Annotated in this window: 14 protein-coding genes, 1 tRNA gene and 1 pseudogene; 8 read left to right on the plus strand and 8 right to left on the minus strand. The window is 59.9% G+C overall.

The genetic code is table 11. The annotated features are described in order from the left end of the window. Positions 1-19 precede the first annotated feature (19 nt). Positions 20-451: pseudogene (locus tag FHW68_RS27610) on the plus strand (methyl-accepting chemotaxis protein); the annotation flags it as partial. 35 nt (positions 452-486) lie between these two features. Here FHW68_RS27610 and FHW68_RS25045 read toward each other — a convergent pair. The 5 genes from FHW68_RS25045 to FHW68_RS25065 all read right to left on the minus strand — a co-directional run bounded on the left by FHW68_RS25045 (position 487) and on the right by FHW68_RS25065 (position 5,679). Beyond that, entirely contained in the window at positions 487-858 is a 372-nt protein-coding gene (locus FHW68_RS25045) for a type II toxin-antitoxin system HigA family antitoxin (protein WP_095630788.1), read from the minus strand. A gap of 3 nt (positions 859-861) precedes the next feature. Beyond that, positions 862-1,164, minus strand: coding sequence for a type II toxin-antitoxin system HigB family toxin (locus tag FHW68_RS25050; RefSeq protein ID WP_095630787.1), 303 nt, complete (start codon positions 1,162-1,164; stop codon positions 862-864). 270 nt (positions 1,165-1,434) lie between these two features. After that, positions 1,435-3,279, minus strand: a complete 1,845-nt coding sequence (gene ggt, locus FHW68_RS25055) for a gamma-glutamyltransferase (RefSeq protein ID WP_183683609.1) — start codon at positions 3,277-3,279, stop codon at positions 1,435-1,437. A 150-nt stretch (positions 3,280-3,429) separates the two neighbouring features. Further along, a tRNA-Met gene (locus tag FHW68_RS25060) sits at positions 3,430-3,506 on the minus strand. A gap of 115 nt (positions 3,507-3,621) precedes the next feature. Further along, positions 3,622-5,679: a methyl-accepting chemotaxis protein gene (locus FHW68_RS25065; protein ID WP_095630785.1), complete on the minus strand. Its 2,058-nt coding sequence runs from the start codon at positions 5,677-5,679 to the stop codon at positions 3,622-3,624. 322 nt (positions 5,680-6,001) lie between these two features. Here FHW68_RS25065 and FHW68_RS25070 point away from each other — a divergent pair, with 322 nt between their 5' ends. Further along, positions 6,002-7,219, plus strand: a complete 1,218-nt coding sequence (locus tag FHW68_RS25070; protein WP_183683611.1) for an MFS transporter — start codon at positions 6,002-6,004, stop codon at positions 7,217-7,219. Between the two features lie 91 nt (positions 7,220-7,310). On the opposite strand, the gene FHW68_RS25075 is transcribed toward FHW68_RS25070, so the two are convergent. From FHW68_RS25075 to FHW68_RS25085, 3 genes are all read right to left on the minus strand, one after another. After that, complete coding sequence (locus tag FHW68_RS25075) at positions 7,311-8,648, minus strand: OprD family outer membrane porin (RefSeq protein ID WP_409258785.1); 1,338 nt, start codon at positions 8,646-8,648, stop codon at positions 7,311-7,313. 98 nt (positions 8,649-8,746) lie between these two features. Continuing rightward, the gene (locus FHW68_RS25080; protein WP_183683615.1) at positions 8,747-10,150 is read right to left on the minus strand and encodes an amidase; all 1,404 of its coding nucleotides are present in this window, start codon (positions 10,148-10,150) and stop codon (positions 8,747-8,749) included. A 60-nt stretch (positions 10,151-10,210) separates the two neighbouring features. Beyond that, positions 10,211-11,524 carry an MFS transporter gene (locus FHW68_RS25085; RefSeq protein ID WP_183683617.1) on the minus strand — a complete coding sequence of 438 codons (1,314 nt, stop codon included), beginning with the start codon at positions 11,522-11,524 and terminating at the stop codon, positions 10,211-10,213. A gap of 246 nt (positions 11,525-11,770) precedes the next feature. On the opposite strand from FHW68_RS25085, the gene FHW68_RS25090 reads away from it, so the two are divergent. From FHW68_RS25090 to FHW68_RS25115, 6 genes are all read left to right on the plus strand, one after another. After that, positions 11,771-12,700: an asparagine synthetase A gene (locus FHW68_RS25090; protein WP_095630780.1), complete on the plus strand. Its 930-nt coding sequence runs from the start codon at positions 11,771-11,773 to the stop codon at positions 12,698-12,700. A 66-nt stretch (positions 12,701-12,766) separates the two neighbouring features. Beyond that, positions 12,767-13,837 (plus strand): LLM class flavin-dependent oxidoreductase, encoded by a 1,071-nt coding sequence (locus FHW68_RS25095; protein ID WP_095630779.1) that lies wholly within the window; start codon positions 12,767-12,769, stop codon positions 13,835-13,837. Beyond that, positions 13,830-15,053: an MFS transporter gene (locus FHW68_RS25100; RefSeq protein ID WP_183683619.1), complete on the plus strand. Its 1,224-nt coding sequence runs from the start codon at positions 13,830-13,832 to the stop codon at positions 15,051-15,053. The genes FHW68_RS25095 and FHW68_RS25100 overlap by 8 nt, the downstream gene beginning before the upstream one ends. Next, positions 15,050-15,505, plus strand: a complete 456-nt coding sequence (locus FHW68_RS25105; protein WP_183683621.1) for a cobalamin B12-binding domain-containing protein — start codon at positions 15,050-15,052, stop codon at positions 15,503-15,505. Before FHW68_RS25100 ends, FHW68_RS25105 begins: the two co-directional genes overlap by 4 nt. A 37-nt stretch (positions 15,506-15,542) precedes the next feature. After that, positions 15,543-16,781 carry an acetyl-CoA carboxylase biotin carboxylase subunit family protein gene (locus FHW68_RS25110; RefSeq protein ID WP_095630776.1) on the plus strand — a complete coding sequence of 413 codons (1,239 nt, stop codon included), beginning with the start codon at positions 15,543-15,545 and terminating at the stop codon, positions 16,779-16,781. Continuing rightward, positions 16,778-18,274: a hypothetical protein gene (locus FHW68_RS25115; protein WP_183683623.1), complete on the plus strand. Its 1,497-nt coding sequence runs from the start codon at positions 16,778-16,780 to the stop codon at positions 18,272-18,274. The genes FHW68_RS25110 and FHW68_RS25115 overlap by 4 nt, the downstream gene beginning before the upstream one ends. Positions 18,275-18,276: the final 2 nt, after the last annotated feature.

The following is an 18,276-nucleotide window of genomic DNA, read 5'->3' on the forward strand; positions in this document are numbered from 1 at the left end:
GACTCAAGCGGTGGACGTCATGCGTGACTTGGCCAAACACATGCAAACCGCTGGCGAAGGCATCGAGGCGCTGAACGAGCAATCATTGGTGATCGGCACCATCGTCAAAACCATCAGTGGTATCGCCGAACAAACCAACCTGCTGGCGCTCAACGCGGCCATCGAAGCGGCTCGCGCCGGTGAGCAAGGCCGAGGTTTTGCCGTGGTGGCTGATGAAGTCCGGCAACTGGCCTCGCGAACCAGCCAGGCAACCGACGAAATTGTCGGCGTTGTGCGTCAGAACCAGGACATGGCGCGCAATGCCGTGGCCCTGATGACCGATGGCAGGCTCCAGGCCGAACAGGGGCTGGCGCTGGCAGCGGAGGCGGGCACAGTGATCGTCGAAATCCAGGACGGGGCGCAGAAAGTGGTGAACGCGGTTGGGCAGTTTGCCAATCAGTTATCGAGTTGATGTCCTGAATCCGGTGTCGGTAGCCCTAAAAAAAATCAGGCCTGCTTCACTGGTTTGATCAGGCTTTCGGCCGGTATCCCAAATAGATCATGAAGCTTCCAGATCATCGGAAGCGTCAACGCACGCTTACCGTTGAGCACTTCATAAACCCGGTTTGTCCGGCCAATGGCAGGTGCCAGATCAGCCGCTGACAGACCGGACTGCTCCATGCGAAATTTGATAGCGTCGATCGGTGTGGGCAGATCGACAGGAAACTGCTTCGATTCATAAGCCTCGATGAGGGTAATCATGATCTCGAAGTAATCGCCTTCGGGGGTACCCGGCTCAGGCTCATTGTTGAATAGTGCAGATATGCTTTTGAGGGCTGCACGGTAGTCCGCGTCAGTGTGAATCGGATGAATGTTCATGGGTTATTCCATTTCGATGGCATCAGCGTCGATCCCATCGTATTGCTTGTGGGTGCCGACAAATTTTATGTATACGGCGCCGAAACGATAGGCCACCGCGACTATTAGCCGAAAGTCATTGCCCTTGATGTTAAACACGACTCTGCGGCTTTTGAGAATGCTGGCGGTGGCAAAGTGCGCCTTGATGTCAGCAGGCGTCTTCCAGTCCGCTTTCCTCGCTTCGTCAATCCAGGCCAGGAAAGGTTGTTCTGAGTCCGGGTATTTCTCCCAAAAATTTTTCAGATGACTGATGGCGATAATTCTCATGGTGTGATCCTAGTCCCGCGGTGGGACTTGTGCAAGTTTGTGGCGAAGTAGCCGACATGTGGGGAGTAAATTCGCCTCCTGTAATCAGGCACTCCCGATAGCTGATCTGATGAGGTGGATGAGCAGACGAGATAAAAATGGTTTCCACACTCTATCCAAGGGATAGCAGTTTGAGGGTAGGAAAAGGCTACGCGAGAGACTTGATCAGGATTCTTCACCAATAAAAAAAGCCTACCTCCCGGTAAGCCTTTTCTTGTTCCTGCGTACGACTCAATCCCCCAACGCTTCTCCCTCACGTCGTGGATCGGCCCCGCCGGCCAACGCCGCTTTCCCTTGCGCATCCCTGACTCGAACAATCGCCTGAGTCCCGCTGGTCATGTCGATCTCGTTCACGTTGTGCCCTTTGTCCTTCAGTGCCTGAATCAGCTGTTCGCTGAACTGCTCCCGTTCCAGTTCGGTCGGGCCGTTGCGGCTGCCGAAATTGGGCAGGCTGATGGCCGCTTGCGGGTCGAGGTTCCAGTCGAGCAGGCCGATGGTGGATTTGGCCACGTACTCAATGATCTGCGAGCCGCCAGGGGAGCCTACGGTGGCCAGGAACTCGCCGTTCTGGCGGTCGAAGATCAGCGTGGGCGCCATTGACGAGCGCGGGCGTTTACCCGGTTCGACCCGGTTGGCGACTTTTTGTCCGTTTTCTTCGGGTATGAACGAGAAATCGGTCATCTGGTTGTTGAGCAGGAAACCCTGGACCATCAGGTGTGAGCCAAACGCTGCCTCCACGGTGGTGGTCATGGACACGGCGCCACCTGCATCATCGACCGCTACCACTTGCGAGGTTGAAATGCGCAGTGGCGAGCGGTCTGGCGCATAGGCAACGCGAATGCCCGGCGGGGTACCGGGTTTGGCCAGGCCCATGCTGCGGTCGCCAATCAAGGCGGCGCGGCGGGTCAGATAAGTCGGGTCGATCAGACCTTTTACCGGCACGGGTACGAAGTCGGTGTCGGCGACATACTGCGCTCGGTCGGCGTAAGCCAGACGCTCGGCTTCGGCGATCAGGTGCACAGCTTCCGGGGCAGGTTCGATGCCTGCCGGTTTGCTGGTCTTGAGCGGTTTGAGGGGGGCCAGGGCAAAACGCGGGTCGCGGGATTCCAGCGCCTGCAAGGTGCCGAGAATTTGCGCCACGGCGATCCCGCCCGACGACGGTGGCGGCATGCCGCAAACCTGCCAGCGTTTGTAGTCAGTGCATAACGGCGCGCGTTCCTTGGCCTTGTAGCCTTGGAGGTCGCTCAGCGACAAGCGGCCGGGGTTGGCGTTGCCCTGAACCTTGGCGATGATCTCGTTTGCGATGGGCCCTTTGTACAGGGCATCGGGCCCTTCCTTGGCGATGCGCTTGAACACGGCGGCCAGTGCCGGGTTTTTCAGCGGTGTACCGATGGCTTTCGGGCTGCCGTCGGCATTCAGAAAGTAGGCGGCCATGTCTGGGGAGCGTTGTATGAACGCGTCTGCCGCGACCAGCTGATGCAGGCGTGGCGAAATGGTGAAGCCTTGTTCCGCCAGTTCGATGGCCGGCTCGAACAACTTCGCCCACGGCAGGCGACCGTGCTTTTGATGGGCCAGCTCCAGCGCCCGCAATACACCCGGCGTTCCCACCGAGCGTCCGCCGATCTGTGCCTGCGTGAACGGCATCGGTTTGCCGTCGGCTTGCAGGAACAGTTTCTCGGTGGCACCGGCCGGAGCGGTTTCGCGCCCGTCATAGGTGCGTACAGCCTTGCCATCCCACAGCACAATCAAGGCGCCCCCGCCGATGCCCGATGATTGCGGTTCGACCAGCGTCAACACCGCTTGCATGGCAATGGCCGCATCAATCGCCGAACCGCCCTCACGCAGCATCTTGCGCCCGGCTTCGGCGGCCAGCGGGTTGGCGGCTGCGGCCATGTGTTTCGAGGCATACCGGGTCTGCAGATCGGTGCGATACCCGGAAGCGATTTCCGGCGCGACTGGCAGCGTAGAGACTGGCGGTGAAGAGGGCAGGGTATTACACGCGGCGAGGGTTAAAGCGGTGGCAATCAACGAAAAGGCTGACAGGCGATAGCGACTCAAGTGGAAGGCTGAGAACACGCGGGGCACTCCATCCATGGGATAAAAAGATCCGGGGACTTTATCGGCCGGGGGAGCGGTACGCAAATCAGGCCCATCGTCTTGAAGCGATGCCACTTTTCTCGAGGCATAAAAAAACGGCCTACCTTTCGGTAAGCCGTTTTTAGTACTTGGTGGCTACACAGGGACTTGAACCCCGGACCCCAGCATTATGAATGCTATGCTCTAACCAACTGAGCTATGTAGCCAAGTGGCGCGCATTATTCACCTGGAACGAAGATGCGTCAAGCGTAAATCTAAAATATTTCTCCACACTTTCAACCGCTTATCCCGCAGGCCCGAAAAATCGGGCGGCGAAGGGCGTCAACCGAGCTGAAATCTGCCGGTATTGGCACTCAGGGCTTTACTGCCTTGGCTCAAGGTGTCTGCCGCGAGGTTCACCGCCCGTGCGCCTTCAAGCAAGCGTACTGCCGCCTGATCGACTTGCTGGATGTTTGCGCTGACTTCATCGGCGGTGCTCGCTTGTTCTTCGACAGCGGTGGCGATTTGCGCCAGGGTGTCGGTGACACTCTGCACCGCGCTGGCGATTTCCCCCAGGCGCTCGCCGAGACCGGTGACGGCTTGCGCATCCGATTGTGCCTGGCCGCAGGCGGCTTCCATCAGGCTTACCGCTTCGTTGACAGTGCTGCGCAAGCTGTCGACGGTACCGGCGATTTGCGCGGTGGAGGACTGGGTGCGTTGCGACAGGCTGCGCACTTCATCGGCCACTACGGCAAAACCACGACCTTGTTCGCCGGCCCGTGCAGCCTCGATGGCAGCGTTCAGGGCCAGCAGGTTGGTCTGCTCGGCGACGCCGCGAATGGTATCGACCACCAATTGAATTTGCTGTCCTTGCTCGCTGACCCGGCCCAGTGCTGCCGCCGTGTCGTTCAAACGCTGATTGAGCTGCTGAATACTCGCGGTCGTGCGTTGGCTGTCACGGCTGCTGTCGGCGGCGATGCGCTGAGTGTGCTGAGCACTGCCTGAGGCCTGTTCGCAACTCTGGGCGACCCCTTGGGAGGTCGCCGCCAATTGCGTGGCCGCAGCGGCGATCTGGCTGATCTGCGACTGCTGAGCCTCGACTTCGCCCAGAGCGCCGCTGGAGTGATCGTTGAGCGTGCGCACCGCGTTGCTCAGTTGCAGGGTTTCGTGATCGACCCCCAGCAAGCTGTTGCGCAGTTGCACCACGGCGACATTCAAGGCGGTGCTGATCGCCGCCAGTTCGTCGCGGCCTTGCACCGGTACTTGCACGCTCAGGTTGCCGTCACGCAATGCTTCGGCCAGGAGCGTGATACCGCTGGCGCTATGACGGATCGAGGCCTGTAAGCAGATAAACAGGTACAGCGCGGCCAGTAGCAGGCAGCCAAAAATTATCGCCACCAAAATGAACTGGCGAATGGCCGAGCCGTGGTAATGATCCAGCCGTTGATCCAGGGAAACCAACGATTGCTGACGCAACTTGGCGAGATCGCCAAGAAGGGCGTCGAGACTGCGTTCAAAGTCTTCCGGCTTGAGGTTGATGCTGCCGCCGAATACGCCCTCGTCCAGCACTTTCAAACCGGCGTCCAGGTGCTTGAGGCTGTCGTGGTATTGCCCGGCCCAGGTTTGCAGGGCGCTGGGCAGGCGTGTTTCCAGCAGGCCTGCGGTTTTAACAAGCTGCTCCCGCGCATCGCCGATGCGACTGCGCAAGTCCCGCAGTTGCAAGCGGCTTTGCAGGGTGAATTGCCCGGACACCACTGAGGCTTGACCGACTGCGGCGAGACGACCGACCCGTTCGATCAGGTCCGGTGCGTGTTGCGTGGAAATCTGCGTCAGCAACCAGGTTTCCAGCCACGGAGCGAGGGTCAGGCGAGTGTCCATGGCGATTTGTTCGCGCAAGGCTTGCAGAGCACCCAAGGCATGGGTGAAGCGATCATAACCGTCTGGCCACCAACCGACGCCGCTCAGGCTTTTCGAGTCCAGGCCGGTGAGGGCCGATTGCAGAGCCTGATAGCGGGTGAGGGTTTGACCTTCTGCGCCTTCGGTTTTCAGGGCATTGCCCAAGTCCGTGGTGGCTTGAGCAACAGCCGGCTGAACCGCGTCGAACGCTGCCATGGCCGCGATGGTTGCGGGTGTCGGTTGGCGATTGGTTTCGGTGGCGCGCCAACGAGCGGCACGATCACGCTGGGCGGCGAGCAGGTTGTCGAGCGCATCCAGGGCGAGCAATTGACGAACCCCGGCGCGTTCGCCGGAGATCAGGTTCAATTTGTCACGATAGTCTTGGCCGATCATCCACAAGCTGCCCGCCAGCGGCAAAATAAACAGCAGAAACAGCAGCTGAAATTTGCGCGCGAAGCCGAACCGCCCCAGCAGTCCGATCCCCGGTGATAAAAAAGCCTGCATGCCCCATGACTCCTCTGGACACCACGCACCATTGGCGTGCGTCGGGGTCGTTGCGACCGCGACTGGTGCCCTTCTAAAAGGCCTCGAAAGTTCACCCTTGGTCCGCTCTGTAGGCCGACTCTGTAGCGAAACTTCCCATTCTCGGTCCCCTTTGTAAGGGGCCGCGTTGAAGCGAATGAACAAGGCAAGATTCAGACCATGGCGTTGCGCTATCACTTTTTATTAAGGTCGTTAGCAGGCTAAGGGGATGGCGCAACCGCACCGAAAAATGGCACATTGGCCGACCTGCCTGTGCGCACCCATCCGCAGTACGGAAACTCTCATGGCCATCAGCAACGTTCAGTCCGCCACGACGTCGGCGCCCGCGACATCACAAAGCAGTCCGCTGGTCATGCGCATCATCGGCGCGGTGGCGCTGGCGCACTTGATCAACGACCTGATTCAGGCGGTATTGCCGTCGATCTATCCGATGCTCAAGGCCAGCTATGGCCTGACCTTCACCCAGATCGGCCTGATCACCCTGACGTTTCAACTGACAGCGTCGCTGTTGCAGCCATGGGTCGGTTACCACACGGATCGTCATCCCAAACCCTGGCTGTTGCCGGCCGGTACCGTGTGCACTTTGATCGGCATTCTGATGATGTCCGTGGTCGGAAGTTTTCCGATGATTCTGCTGGCGGCGGGGTTGATCGGTGTCGGCTCATCGACCTTTCACCCGGAAGCTTCTCGGGTGGCGCGATTGGCATCGGGCGGACGTTTTGGCTTGGCACAGTCGACATTTCAGGTCGGCGGTAATGCGGGCTCGGCCTTCGGGCCGTTGCTGGCGGCGGCGATCATCATTCCCTACGGTCAGGGTCATGTGGCCTGGTTCGGCTTGTTCGCGTTGTTTGCGCTGTTCGTGTTGTATCGAATCAGTCGCTGGTACGCCAACCATCTGAGTCTGTTCAAGCTCAAACAAGGTCAGGCAGCGACTCACGGCTTGTCGAAACGACGGGTGATCAGCGCACTGGTAGTGCTCGGGCTTCTGGTGTTTTCCAAGTATTTCTACATGGCCAGCCTCACCAGTTACTTCACCTTCTACCTGATTGAAAAATTCGACCTGTCGGTGGCCAGCTCACAGTTGCACCTGTTTCTGTTTCTCGGGGCGGTAGCGGCGGGGACCTTCTTCGGCGGGCCGATCGGCGACAAGATCGGGCGCAAGGCGGTGATCTGGTTCTCGATCCTTGGCGTCGCACCGTTCACGCTGCTGCTGCCCCATGTGGACCTGTTCTGGACCAGCGTCCTGAGCGTGGTGATCGGTTTCATCCTCGCCTCGGCCTTCTCGGCCATTGTGGTGTATGCACAAGAATTGGTGCCGGGGAATGTCGGGATGATTGCCGGCGTGTTCTTCGGCCTGATGTTCGGCTTCGGCGGGATTGGTGCGGCGTTACTCGGGCATCTGGCGGACGTCCACGGCATCGAGTACGTGTACTTCCTGTGTTCGTTCCTGCCGTTGCTTGGGGTATTGGCGATCTTTCTGCCCAGAACCCAAAAAGCCTGAACCGACACTATTCGAATGTGGGAGCGACGAGGCGGCGATCCCACTGAGGTCGCCAGTGGCCGATGATTCTGTTCGGTATGAAAAGCCCATTTCAAAAAAGCCACACCGGCAAATTCGCCACCAGGCGGACCTCGTCGTAGCTACCGTCAATCTGCCCGCCCGTGGCCCGATGGTTGTAGACGATAGTGCGAAACACCGCGTTTTTCAGTGCGCCAGATTGCACCACATACGCCACCATTAAACCGTTTTCATCGTGTTTGGCGTTGTCCAGGCCGCGCACGTTGTAACCGGTATTGCGCCCGTTACGATCGCCGCTGTACCGGGTGCCATCGATGTCCCAGCCCTTGGCGTGCCACAGGCTGGTCGTCAGGCCTGGCACACCGAAGGACGCCAGGTCCAGGTCGTAGCGCAGTTGCCAGGACTTCTCGTTCGGCCCGTTGTAATCCGAATACAACGAATTGGCCATGTAATTGCCCGTGGACTCCCAGACGTAATCGAAGTATTCGTCGCCGAACACTCGTTGCCAGGCCAGGGTCAGGCTGTGGGCCAGATGTGACGCCGTGAATGCCAGGCTGAAGGCGTCGTTGTCGATATAGCCCAGGCGCTGCTCGCCCTGGTCCTCGGTGTGGTAGTAATTCAGTGCGGTCTTGAGCGCTATCTGCCGCCGATCCCCGATCAATTGGGTCAATCCCAGATAGGTCTGCTGCCACATGTCCTCGAAGCGTGAAGCGTAGAGGCTGATGTCCAGGTCGTAAGGGGTTTTGGCCATCCCGCCGAGATAGGAAATACGCGACCCCGAATACGCCCGGTTGCCGAAGGTGGTAGTGAGTTTCTCGCTGCCGGTACCGGTGCGTGGAATCGCCCGTTCGAAGCTGCCAGCCTGTAATGACAGCCAATCGAGTTCATTGCTGAACAGTCCCACGCCCTGAAAGCTCGAGGGCAGGGCGCGATTGTCCTTGTAGCGCAGAATCGGGTTGTCGGTAAGCAGGCGACCAGCCTTGATTTCAGTGCTGGAATAACGCAGCCGCAGATCACCGACACCCAATCGGCTCCAGGTCGGCACCGCATCGCCATCGCTGTCCACCAGCACCCGATCACCACCATTGGCGACACGCCCATGCCCGCGCTCCAGATTGACAGCGCTGAACAACGAGGCGTCCAGCCCGAAGCCGATCGGCCCTTGGGTATATCCGGAGCTGTAGTTGAGCATCGCGGTCTGTACCCAGGTTTCACGGAGGCGGGTGCGCTCCAGGCCATCGGCTTTCTTGATCGCCAGGTAGGTAGAACGTCGGGTGTGCTGGTTGGCATAGTAATGGCGCAAGTTCAGCCCCAAATGGCTGCCTTCGACAAAACCCGGCGCTTGGGCTTGCGTGGCCATCGCTTCGTCCGCGGTGGCAATCAAAGGGCTGCCGATGGCTACGCCGGCCATCAGAAATACACGAAAATCCATTTCGATGAGTCTCTAGAGGAAAAAAAACAGGCACGCTGCCAGTCCCAGGCACCGTTTATCGCGAGGACCAAAACGCTTCAGAGAGATGGCGGTTTGGGCCAGTGTCGAATCGTTCCGCGCCAGTTTTCATAAGCCTTGCCGAGCTGAAGCAACCACTGGTCAGCGAAGCGCGGGGCGATCATCTGCAGGCCGATTGGCATGCCTTGGTCGGTAAAGCCGCAGTTGATCGACAGTGCCGGTTGCTCACCCATGTTCCACGGCACGGTAAAGACGATGTGCTCGAACGGCATTCGCGGGTCATTGGTGGGCGAAGCCCATTCAGCCGCAAAGGCACTGACCTGGTTGGTCGGTGACAACACCAGGTCGACTTCATGAAAGACCTCGGCTGCCCGGCGCCGGATTTCGAACGTCTGGTTGAACCCTTCAACTGCCTGCACGGCGCTCAGGTTCTGGGCCGCTGCCGCCCAGTCGCGAATGTAGGGCAAGACCTGGTCGAGCCGCTCGGCGCTCAGGGCCTGCAATTGACTCCACTGTCGCGCCTGCCAGAAATGATCCAGACCCTGAAGCACAGCGCGATCCATCAGTGGCTTGATCTGACGGACCTGGGCGCCCTGGCTTTCGAACAGGCGAGCCGCTTCCAGAACCGCTGAGCACACCTGTTCGTCCGGTTGAATGCCACAGCCGGGATCGAGCATCAGACCAATTTTCAGCCCTTGGACCGACAACCGTCCCAGTGCCCAATCGCCTTGTTCCGGTGGCAGGCTGGTGGCATCCCGCGCATCGGGGCGGGACAGGTAGCGCATCATCAGTGCGCAGTCGTCCATGGTGCGGGTCATGGGCCCGGCACAACGGCCGGTGTAATACGGGTCGATGGGGATGCGCCCGAGTGTCGGTTTGAACCCCACCAGAGCGCACCAGGCGGCGGGCAAACGGACCGACCCGCCGATGTCGGTGCCGACATGCAGCGGACCATAGCCGGCCGCTGCTGCCGCCGCCGCGCCGGCACTGGAGCCACCGGGATTGTTCGCCAGGTTCCACGGATTGCGGGTCACACCGTGAAAACTCGACAACCCTGAGGACAACATGCCGTAGTCCGGCACCGTTGTCTTGCCCAGGACAATCGCCCCGGCCTCTCGCATCCGCGCCGCCGGTGGCGCGTCGACTGTGGCCGGGATCAACTCGGTCGCGGCGCAACCCAGAGGAATGCTGTCGCCTTGCGTCGCTATCAATTCCTTGAGTGTCACGGGCAAGCCATCGAGCAGGCCACGGGGCTGGCCACGGCGCCAGCGCTCACTGGCGGCGGCGGCCCGTTCCCGGACCCGTTGCGGGTCAAAGGCGTACAACGCATTAATGTGAGGTTCCCAGCGCTCGATGTGGGCCAGCAAATGGTCGTAGTACTCCTGCGGTGACAGTTCCTTGCTGGCAAACAAGACCAACAGTTGCACCGCCGATAGATCATGCAAATCGTTGACGCAGCTCATGCCGATAGCCGTCCTTTGATATTCATGGGCAAGCGCCGCGGCGGCGCGAAAGGGCCAGGCTCAGGCGCCCGTCACCACGCAAACCTCTGCCGATGACGATGAGCGCAAACCGTAGAACCCTGCCATGAGGGCCCCGACGGTACCCATGATTATGCAATAGCCTACGCAGACCCAAGGGCTCCATGGCATCAGCCCGATCAGCAGCAACGGTGTGGTACTGGCCCAGAGTGCATAGGCAATATTGTAGGTAAAGGAGATGCCGGACACCCGGATCCGGGCCGGAAACAATCCCACCATTACCGAAGGCACCGCGCCCACCACGCCACAGGTCAGGCCGGCCACCGCATAGGCCACGCTGATCCAGTAGCCACCATTGATCAGGCTGGCGTAAAGCACCGCAGTCCCCACCGGCAGCAGCAGGCTATAAACCAGCACCGCACGCCAGGCGCCAATCCGGTCCACCAGTAATCCCGCCAGCACACAGCCGATATTCAGGAACACAATACCCAGGCTACTCAGGGCGAAGGTATGACCGGCGCTCATGCCAAAGCTTTTCTGCATGACGGTCGGGGTGATCACTACCAGCACCACCACCGCCGACGTCAGCACACAGGTCAAAAGCATCGCTGGCAGGATGGACTTGCGGTGATCGCGAAACACCGTGCGCAACGGCAACTCCGCATCCCGCTCACGTCGGGCCTGCAAGGCCATGAACACTGGGGTTTCGCTCAGCCAGCGCCGCAGCCAGACCCCGATCACCCCGAATACACCGCCGAGCAGGAAAGGGAAGCGCCAGGCGAAGTCGAGGATCTCGGCGGGGCTGTAGAGCCGAGCCAGGAGGGTCGCAGTCAATGCCCCCAGCAAATAGCCGAACGTCAACCCGGCCTGCAACACACCCAAGGCATAGCCCTGATGCCCGACCGGAGCATGTTCGGCCACGAACACCCAGGCGCTAGGCACTTCGCCGCCCACCGCGGCACCTTGCAGCACCCGCAACAGCAGCAGGATCAAGGGGGCCCAGTAACCAATCTGTTCATAGGTTGGCATGATCCCGATCAACAGGCAGGGCAAAGCCATCATCAGGATGCTCAGGCTGAACACCCGTTTGCGTCCCACCCGATCAGCGAAGTGCGCCATCAGGATGCCGCCCAGCGGGCGTGCCAGATAGCCGGTGACGAAAATCCCGAAGCTTTGCAGCAAGCGCAGCCACTCAGGCATTTCTGGCGGAAAGAACAATTGACTGAGAGTCAGAGCAAAGAACACAAAGATGATGAAGTCGTAGATTTCCAGTGCGCCACCCAGCGCCGCCAGACCCAGGGTCTTGTAGTCAGACCGGGAAAAGCGACCGGGTTGCGAATTAATTTGGGCCGTCATAGAGGGACTCGAAACAGGTATTCATGGACGCTTGCGACTGAAACAACATTCGAAAACTGGCTCTTGAGCAGGCCATGTCGTCCGAATGATGCCATCAGGCATCTGGCCGGCAATGGTCCATCCAATTTCCGGGCGGGACAACCAGACAATGCATCTGGGTTGCTTTTTAGGGCAAATCTGTACATTGAGTTTTCCTGGGTTTAACCAATAATCGGGCACTTCCTCACCCTGGACATTGAGCGCAACATGGAAGAAATTCAGCGTAGTTTCGACGATTTTAATCACCCGGACGTTGAAGCGATTGCGATTATCCGCGGTCGTGTGCTGCAGGCATTGCAACAGTATTTGCTGGAGCGCGACTTCAAACAGTTGATGCCTATTCTCATGTCGCCCATCACCGACCCCTTGAACCATGCGGTCTACCCCGCTGAACTCCAATATGAAGCGCGGCGCCTGAAACTGACCGCCAGCATGATCTTCCATAAACAATTGGCGTTGACCGCCAAAGGTCATGACAAGATCTTTATCGTGGCGCCGAACATTCGCCTGGAGAAAGCCGAAATCAAGGATTCGGAAAACCACCTGCTGGAATTCTCCCAATTCGACTTCGAAATACGCGATGGCAACATGCAACAGGTCATGGCGCTGATCGAAGGCTTGATCAAACACACCTTCGCCGAGGTCAGGCAACACTGCTCGGCCCAGTTGGCCCACCTCGACCGCCAGCTGCCGCACTACGACACGCACTTTCCGATCTACAGCTCGGACGAGTTGCGCGCCGAATATGGCGACGACTTCGAGAAGATCATGTCGGCCAAGGCCCACACGCCGTTTTTCGTCACCAACTACCGCCGGGAATTCTATGACCGTGAAACCCCCGGCAAGCGCGGCCAGTACAACAACTACGATCTGATCTATCCCGACAGCTATGGCGAAGCGCTGTCGGGTGCCGAACGTGAGTTCGAGTACGAGCAGATCCTCTACCGCATGGAAGAGTTGTCGATGGACCTTGCGCCCTTCGCCAATTACCTCGAAGTCGCCAAACGCGGCCTGCTTCACCCAAGCGCCGGCGGCGGGCTGGGGATCGAGCGACTGCTGAAGTTTATCTGCGGCAAACGTCGCATCCGCGATGTCGCGCTGTTCGACCGCACCGTCGGTACCAGCTTCCTGTTCTGACCCATCGTCATTTTTTGCGCTGCCCCGCCTTTCAGGCGGCGGCAGGCGCTGCTCTGGAGAAAAACCATGCCCGCGTTGCGTATCCACTGGTGCTCACCGCTCGACAGCGGTCAACAAAAGGCTTCCGAGAAATACAACACCGGTGCCCTGGACTTTGCCGGTATCGTCGACTTCGCCCAGGAAGCCGATGAGTTGGGGATTGACTCGTTGCTGATGGGCATCAGCTACCACATGCCCGACCCACTGCCCATGATCGGCGCCCTGGTCCGAGAGACCAGCCGAGTCAAATTCATCCTGGCGTATCGCCCAGGCCTGCTGCCGCCAACGCTGTTCACGCAGATCGTCAATACTGTTTCGTGGATGTCCGACAAGCGCATCGCATTGAACCTGGTCGCCGGTATTTCCCCTGATGAGCAAGCCTTTTATGGCGACTTCGTGGCCCATGACGGACGTTATGAACGCACCAGCGAATTTCTCGAGATCCTGCATCGTTTCTGGAAAGGCGAAACGCCCCTGACCCATCACGGCGCTCATTACCGTATCGAGCAGGCGCAACTGGGATTGCCTTACAAGGACAACGAACGCCCACACATCTATTTGAGCGGCGCTTCGCAGATCGCCCAGCAGATCGCCGTGAAACACAGTGATTGCTGGTTACGCTACGGCGACACGCCGCAGGGTATTGCCGAGGCCAGTCGGGCAGTGCTCCAGGCCGGTTGTTCGGTGGGGATTCGTATGCACGTACTGGCTCGCGAAACCCGCGAGGAAGCTCTGTCGGCTGTGGAAAGCATGATGGAAAATCCCGATGAGCAGCATCGCGAATGGGTTCGTCAATTCGTCGGGCGTTGCGACTCCGAAGCCGTCAAGACCTCGTTCCGCCTGGCCGACAAGGCCGAGCATGATTGGCTGTCGCCAATGCTCTGGTCTGGTGCCGTGGCCTACCGTGGCGGCCCGGCGCTGTGCGTGGTCGGCAGCTATCAGGAAGTGGCCGAGTATCTGCTGGAATACAAGAAAGTCGGGGTCAGCGAGTTCATTTTTTCCGGCTGGCCTACCCGTGACGAAATGCGCGGTTTCTGCCGTCATGTATTGCCACGCCTGCGCAAGCTCGAGGCAGAGCTGGAAAGCCAGCATGCATGAAACCGTCCGGCTGCGTCGTTTCGGTGCCGGCCTGCTGTTCGCCTTGCTGGCGGAGCAAACGGTGCTGTTCGCCGTGCCATTGCTGATCTTCCAGCTCACCGGCAATGTCCGTTACTCCGGTGTGGCGTTCGCACTGGAGTGGCTACCGGCACTGCTGGCTTATCCGTTCGCCGGATTGCTGGCGGATCGCTTCGGCGGGCGCTTGCTGTTCCGCCACGCCAATACAGCGCGGGCGCTGAGCCTGGGATTGACCGTCGGGGTCTGCTGGTATGCGCCAACGCTCACTGTCTGGGCCCTGATCGGCAACGGTATCGTGCTCTCGCTGCTGATGGCTCCAGTGCGCATGGCGGTGGAAAAGAGCGTACCGCTGATCGCCGGCCCCGAACGCCTGGCCCATTGTCAGTCTCTGGTGCAAAACATGGAGCTGCTGGCCATGGCGTTGGGTCCGGCGCTGGCGGCATTGCTGGCGATGTACGCCGACAAGCGCCTGCTTCTGGGGCTGGCGGCGCTGGCATTCGCCGTCGCCGGTGTGTGCTGGAAAGGCCTGCCCAATACCCAGTCAGCCAGCCCGCCAAAAAGCATTCGCAAGGACCTGGCTCTGGGCTGGAGCCTGTTATTGAACAATCCGCCAGTCTTGTCCCTGGCGCTGCTCAACTTCACCATCAACCTGGCGTTCGCCTGCGTCCTGAGCGCCAACGCCTTTGTCATCAGTGGTGTGTTTGGTGCCGCCGACGGGGTCTTCGGTCTGATGAACGCTGGCGCCGGTGCACTGGGCCTGCTCAATTTCATTCTGGTGCCAAGGCTGTTGGCGCGGATGTCGATCTACCGCCTCGGCACACTGGGTTTTGCCTTGCTGTGCCTGGGCCTGATCTGCATGGGCATGGCCAGTGGCGTGGTGCTCTATGCCATCAGTTTTCTCTTGGCGATGGCCGGCTGCGCCTTGTTCAACGTGTTCAACCGAACCCAGCGCATCAAGGCGATCGCCGCCGACCACTTGGGCAAGGTGATGGGCCCGTTCTACCTGGTCAACTTGCTGTCCTACCCATTGGGGGGCCTGCTGACCGCCAGCATCGGCCATGAATATGGGGTCCAGACGTTGATTCTGGCCATAGCGCTGCTGCTCACTCTTCCCGGTGCCTTGCTGTTCCACCTGACTACCCGGCGTTTTCGCGCCGCCCTGGACTTTCCCCCCTCAGCCATGGAGGCAACGCAATGAAAGGATCTCAACACTGCCTGATTGCAACCGTCGAATCGGATTCGCATATGTGGAACCTGGTTTATCTGCAGCTGTGGCTGGCGGAGCACGGTTTCAACGTCAAGAACCTCGGCAGTTGCACCCCGGTGGAGGTGGTCCTCGCCACCCTGGAACTGCGGCGCACGCAATTGCTGGTGGTCAGCAGCGTCAACGGCCATGGCCATTTCCAGGGGCTGGAACTGATTCGCCAAGTGCGTCAGCAACATCCGGATCTGCCTTGTGTCATCGGCGGCAAGTTGACCACCTCGGAAGACCAGACGCGGGCCGCTCGCCAGGAGCTGCTGGCTGCCGGTTTCAATGACGTGTTCATCGGCCCCGACGCCATCGAAGACTTCGAAAACTACCTCAACACCCTCGAGCGCTCGAAACCTGCACTCGTCCTGGGTACCGGCACCGCGCCGTGCTGGACCTGAGTCCAGCCCTCTTTTTCTTTTTCACAGGATCGAATCGATGCATATCGTTATCGTCAATCGCTGGCCGCGTTTCCAGGACCCAAGTCGCTGGGACAATGAGCTGACCCGCTACGAAGAATTCTTCGATCATCAGCGGCACCGGATCAGCTATGTGGTCGACGGCCCTGGCGCCGAGGGCGTACTGGCCCCCCGGGAGCACATCGCCCACCTGGTACAGGTCGATGACGTCAATCAATACCCTCAGTTGTTGGCAGGCGTTCAGGACATCATCGAACGCGTCGGCCCTGTGGACCAATTGATCGCGCTGTCGGAGTTCACTCTGGAAATTGCGGCGCGGGTACGCCAGGCCCTGCACATTCCCGGCCACGGCCCGGAACAGGTGGCGGTCTATCGCGACAAGGCGCGGATGAAAGAAGTCCTGCAGGAACACGGGCTGGCGGTGCCACCGTTCATTCGCTGCACTGACGTGGAGCAGGCGCTGCACTTCGCCGATGCCGTCGGCTATCCGGTGATCGTCAAACCGGTGGATGGCGCCGCCAGCATCGGCGTGGCCAGGGTCGAAGACGCCCAGGCCCTGCGCGCGATACTCAGCGAAGTGGACCTGGGACGCTATGAAGTCGAGGCTTTCATCCGGGGCCAGACCTATCACATCGACGGTTTCACCGATGACAGCGGCACGGTGCCTTTCCAGGTGGTGTCACGCTATATCAACAGCTGCCTGGACTTCGCCAGTGCCAAACCGTTGGGATCGGTGATTCTCCAGTCTTCGGCGCTGCGTGCCCGGATCGAAGTCTTCAGCGAGTCGTGCCTGCGGGCATTGAACCTGCGCAACAGTGCCTTCCACCTGGAGATATTCGTCGAGGCGGATGGCTCGCTAGTGTTCCTTGAAGTGGGAGCCCGGGTGGGCGGCAGTGAAGTGCCACACCTGATCAATAAAGTCTTCGGCGTGAACCTCTATGAGCATTGGCTCAAAGGCCTGGCCGGTGAACACATACCTTTGCCGACAATCGAGGCTGATCCCAGCGGCGGCTGGCTGGTCGTCCCCAAACCGGCACAACTGCCATGCCGAGTGATCGAGGCACAATCGCTGCGACCGCACCTGAACTCGCTCTGGCGAGAGCTGCTGCCCCGGCCCGGACAGATCCTCGAAGCCGGCGGCAGCTACGACGCCCTGCACAGCGGTCGCTTCATATTCATCGACGCGAGCGAAACGGATATCGAGAGCGACATCCACCATGCGATCAAGAACTTTCACTTCCAGGCCGAACCCGTATGAACATTGCCATTACCTCTGAGATGGCCGACGTCCCCTTGCTCGGCGAGTTGAATCGCTACCTCAGTGCGGTAGACCGGCGTGCCGTTGCCATAATGGGGGACCGGTTGATCGATGCCGCCGGCGGTCTTGAGGGGCTCGCGGACTATAAGTTGATGGTGGCTTACGGTGGCGGCAAGGACAGTTCCTACACCGTGTCGCTGATCCGCGCCGTCCAATTGCACCTGAACGTATTGCACGGTCGCACCTTTTTCCTGCGCATTGCCAACATGCGCCACGCTGGGGTCCCGGATGCGGTCATGGCGAACATTGACCGGGTATACCGGGCCCTGCACCTGTATGACGATCCTCGGGTCGAGATGCTGGTGGTCGATCATCAGCAGATCCGCCCGTTCGAACGCCACTTGCCATTCCCCGAGCAGGTGCGTGCGATGAACCGCTTCGATGTGCTGATGAACGGCCATCGTACCGCTGGCGACGGCCGCCCGACATTCTGTAACAGCTGCAATCTGGCAGTCGCCGATTTCTATGGACGCGCGGCCTGGTGGCAAGGCGGCGTCGATGCCGTGGTAACCGGCGATTCGCGCAAGGAACAGAAACACTACTTCACCTGGATCATGCGTCTGGCCCAGCGTTTGGGGCTGAACGTCGATGAGTGTCGGCGCCAGGGATTTCGCGGCCTGCTCCAGGCCCTCGATGGCGTGGCCCAAGTGTATTTCGTCGAACTGTTCGGCGAGGGCTTCGACGAGCAGCGAGCTGAGCGTCGGGTGGCCAGCGGCAGCGAAAGCGCCGACCCGGACTTCATCAGTATCTATGACCTGGTGAGCTACCGGGTGGAAGACCACTGGGAGCTGATTACCGAGTTTCTCGATTTTCGTTTCGAAGAGCTGGCGTTCAGCTTCACCGAATCGGATTGTGCCAACCCCATGCTGATGGCGCACTTTCGCGGGCTCAAGGCGCAGTACGTGCAGGGCCGTCACTACCATGACGGTATCAGCGAATACCTGGAACTGGCCCAGGGCCTGATGCGTAAGAAGGAAATGCCCCAGCGCCTGATCGACCTGGCACTGTCGGCCTACGCCGGTGCCGAAGGCAAAGACGCTCGCCGGGCGCTGGCGAATCGCTTCGCCAGCGAGGCGTTCGGGCTCGATGAGACACAGATGACCTGCCTGCAGTTCGCGCCCTTCGTTGAGCGTGGCCGCGAACTGTCAAGCTTCATCACGACCTGTCACCCTGAGCGCCTGGCAGATCTGGAGGACCTTCATCGGGTTCTGGCCGGTAGTCGTCAGGACAGCGTCCTGAGCCTGTGGCTGAATCAGGTCAGCGGCCTGCCATTGCCGGCGCTGCGCAGCCTGTACGCCCATCAGCAGATCGATTTCGATAGCGACAGCAGCCTGATCGCCCGGGTTCGTGCCGGTGATCCGCATAAGGGCCGGATCACCCGCTTCGACCCGGCCACGGGTGAAAACGTGGTCGAACTGGTGTCGGGACGCTGAGT

The organism is Pseudomonas sp. Tn43 (assembly GCF_014192635.1).
GTDB lineage: Bacteria > Pseudomonadota > Gammaproteobacteria > Pseudomonadales > Pseudomonadaceae > Aquipseudomonas.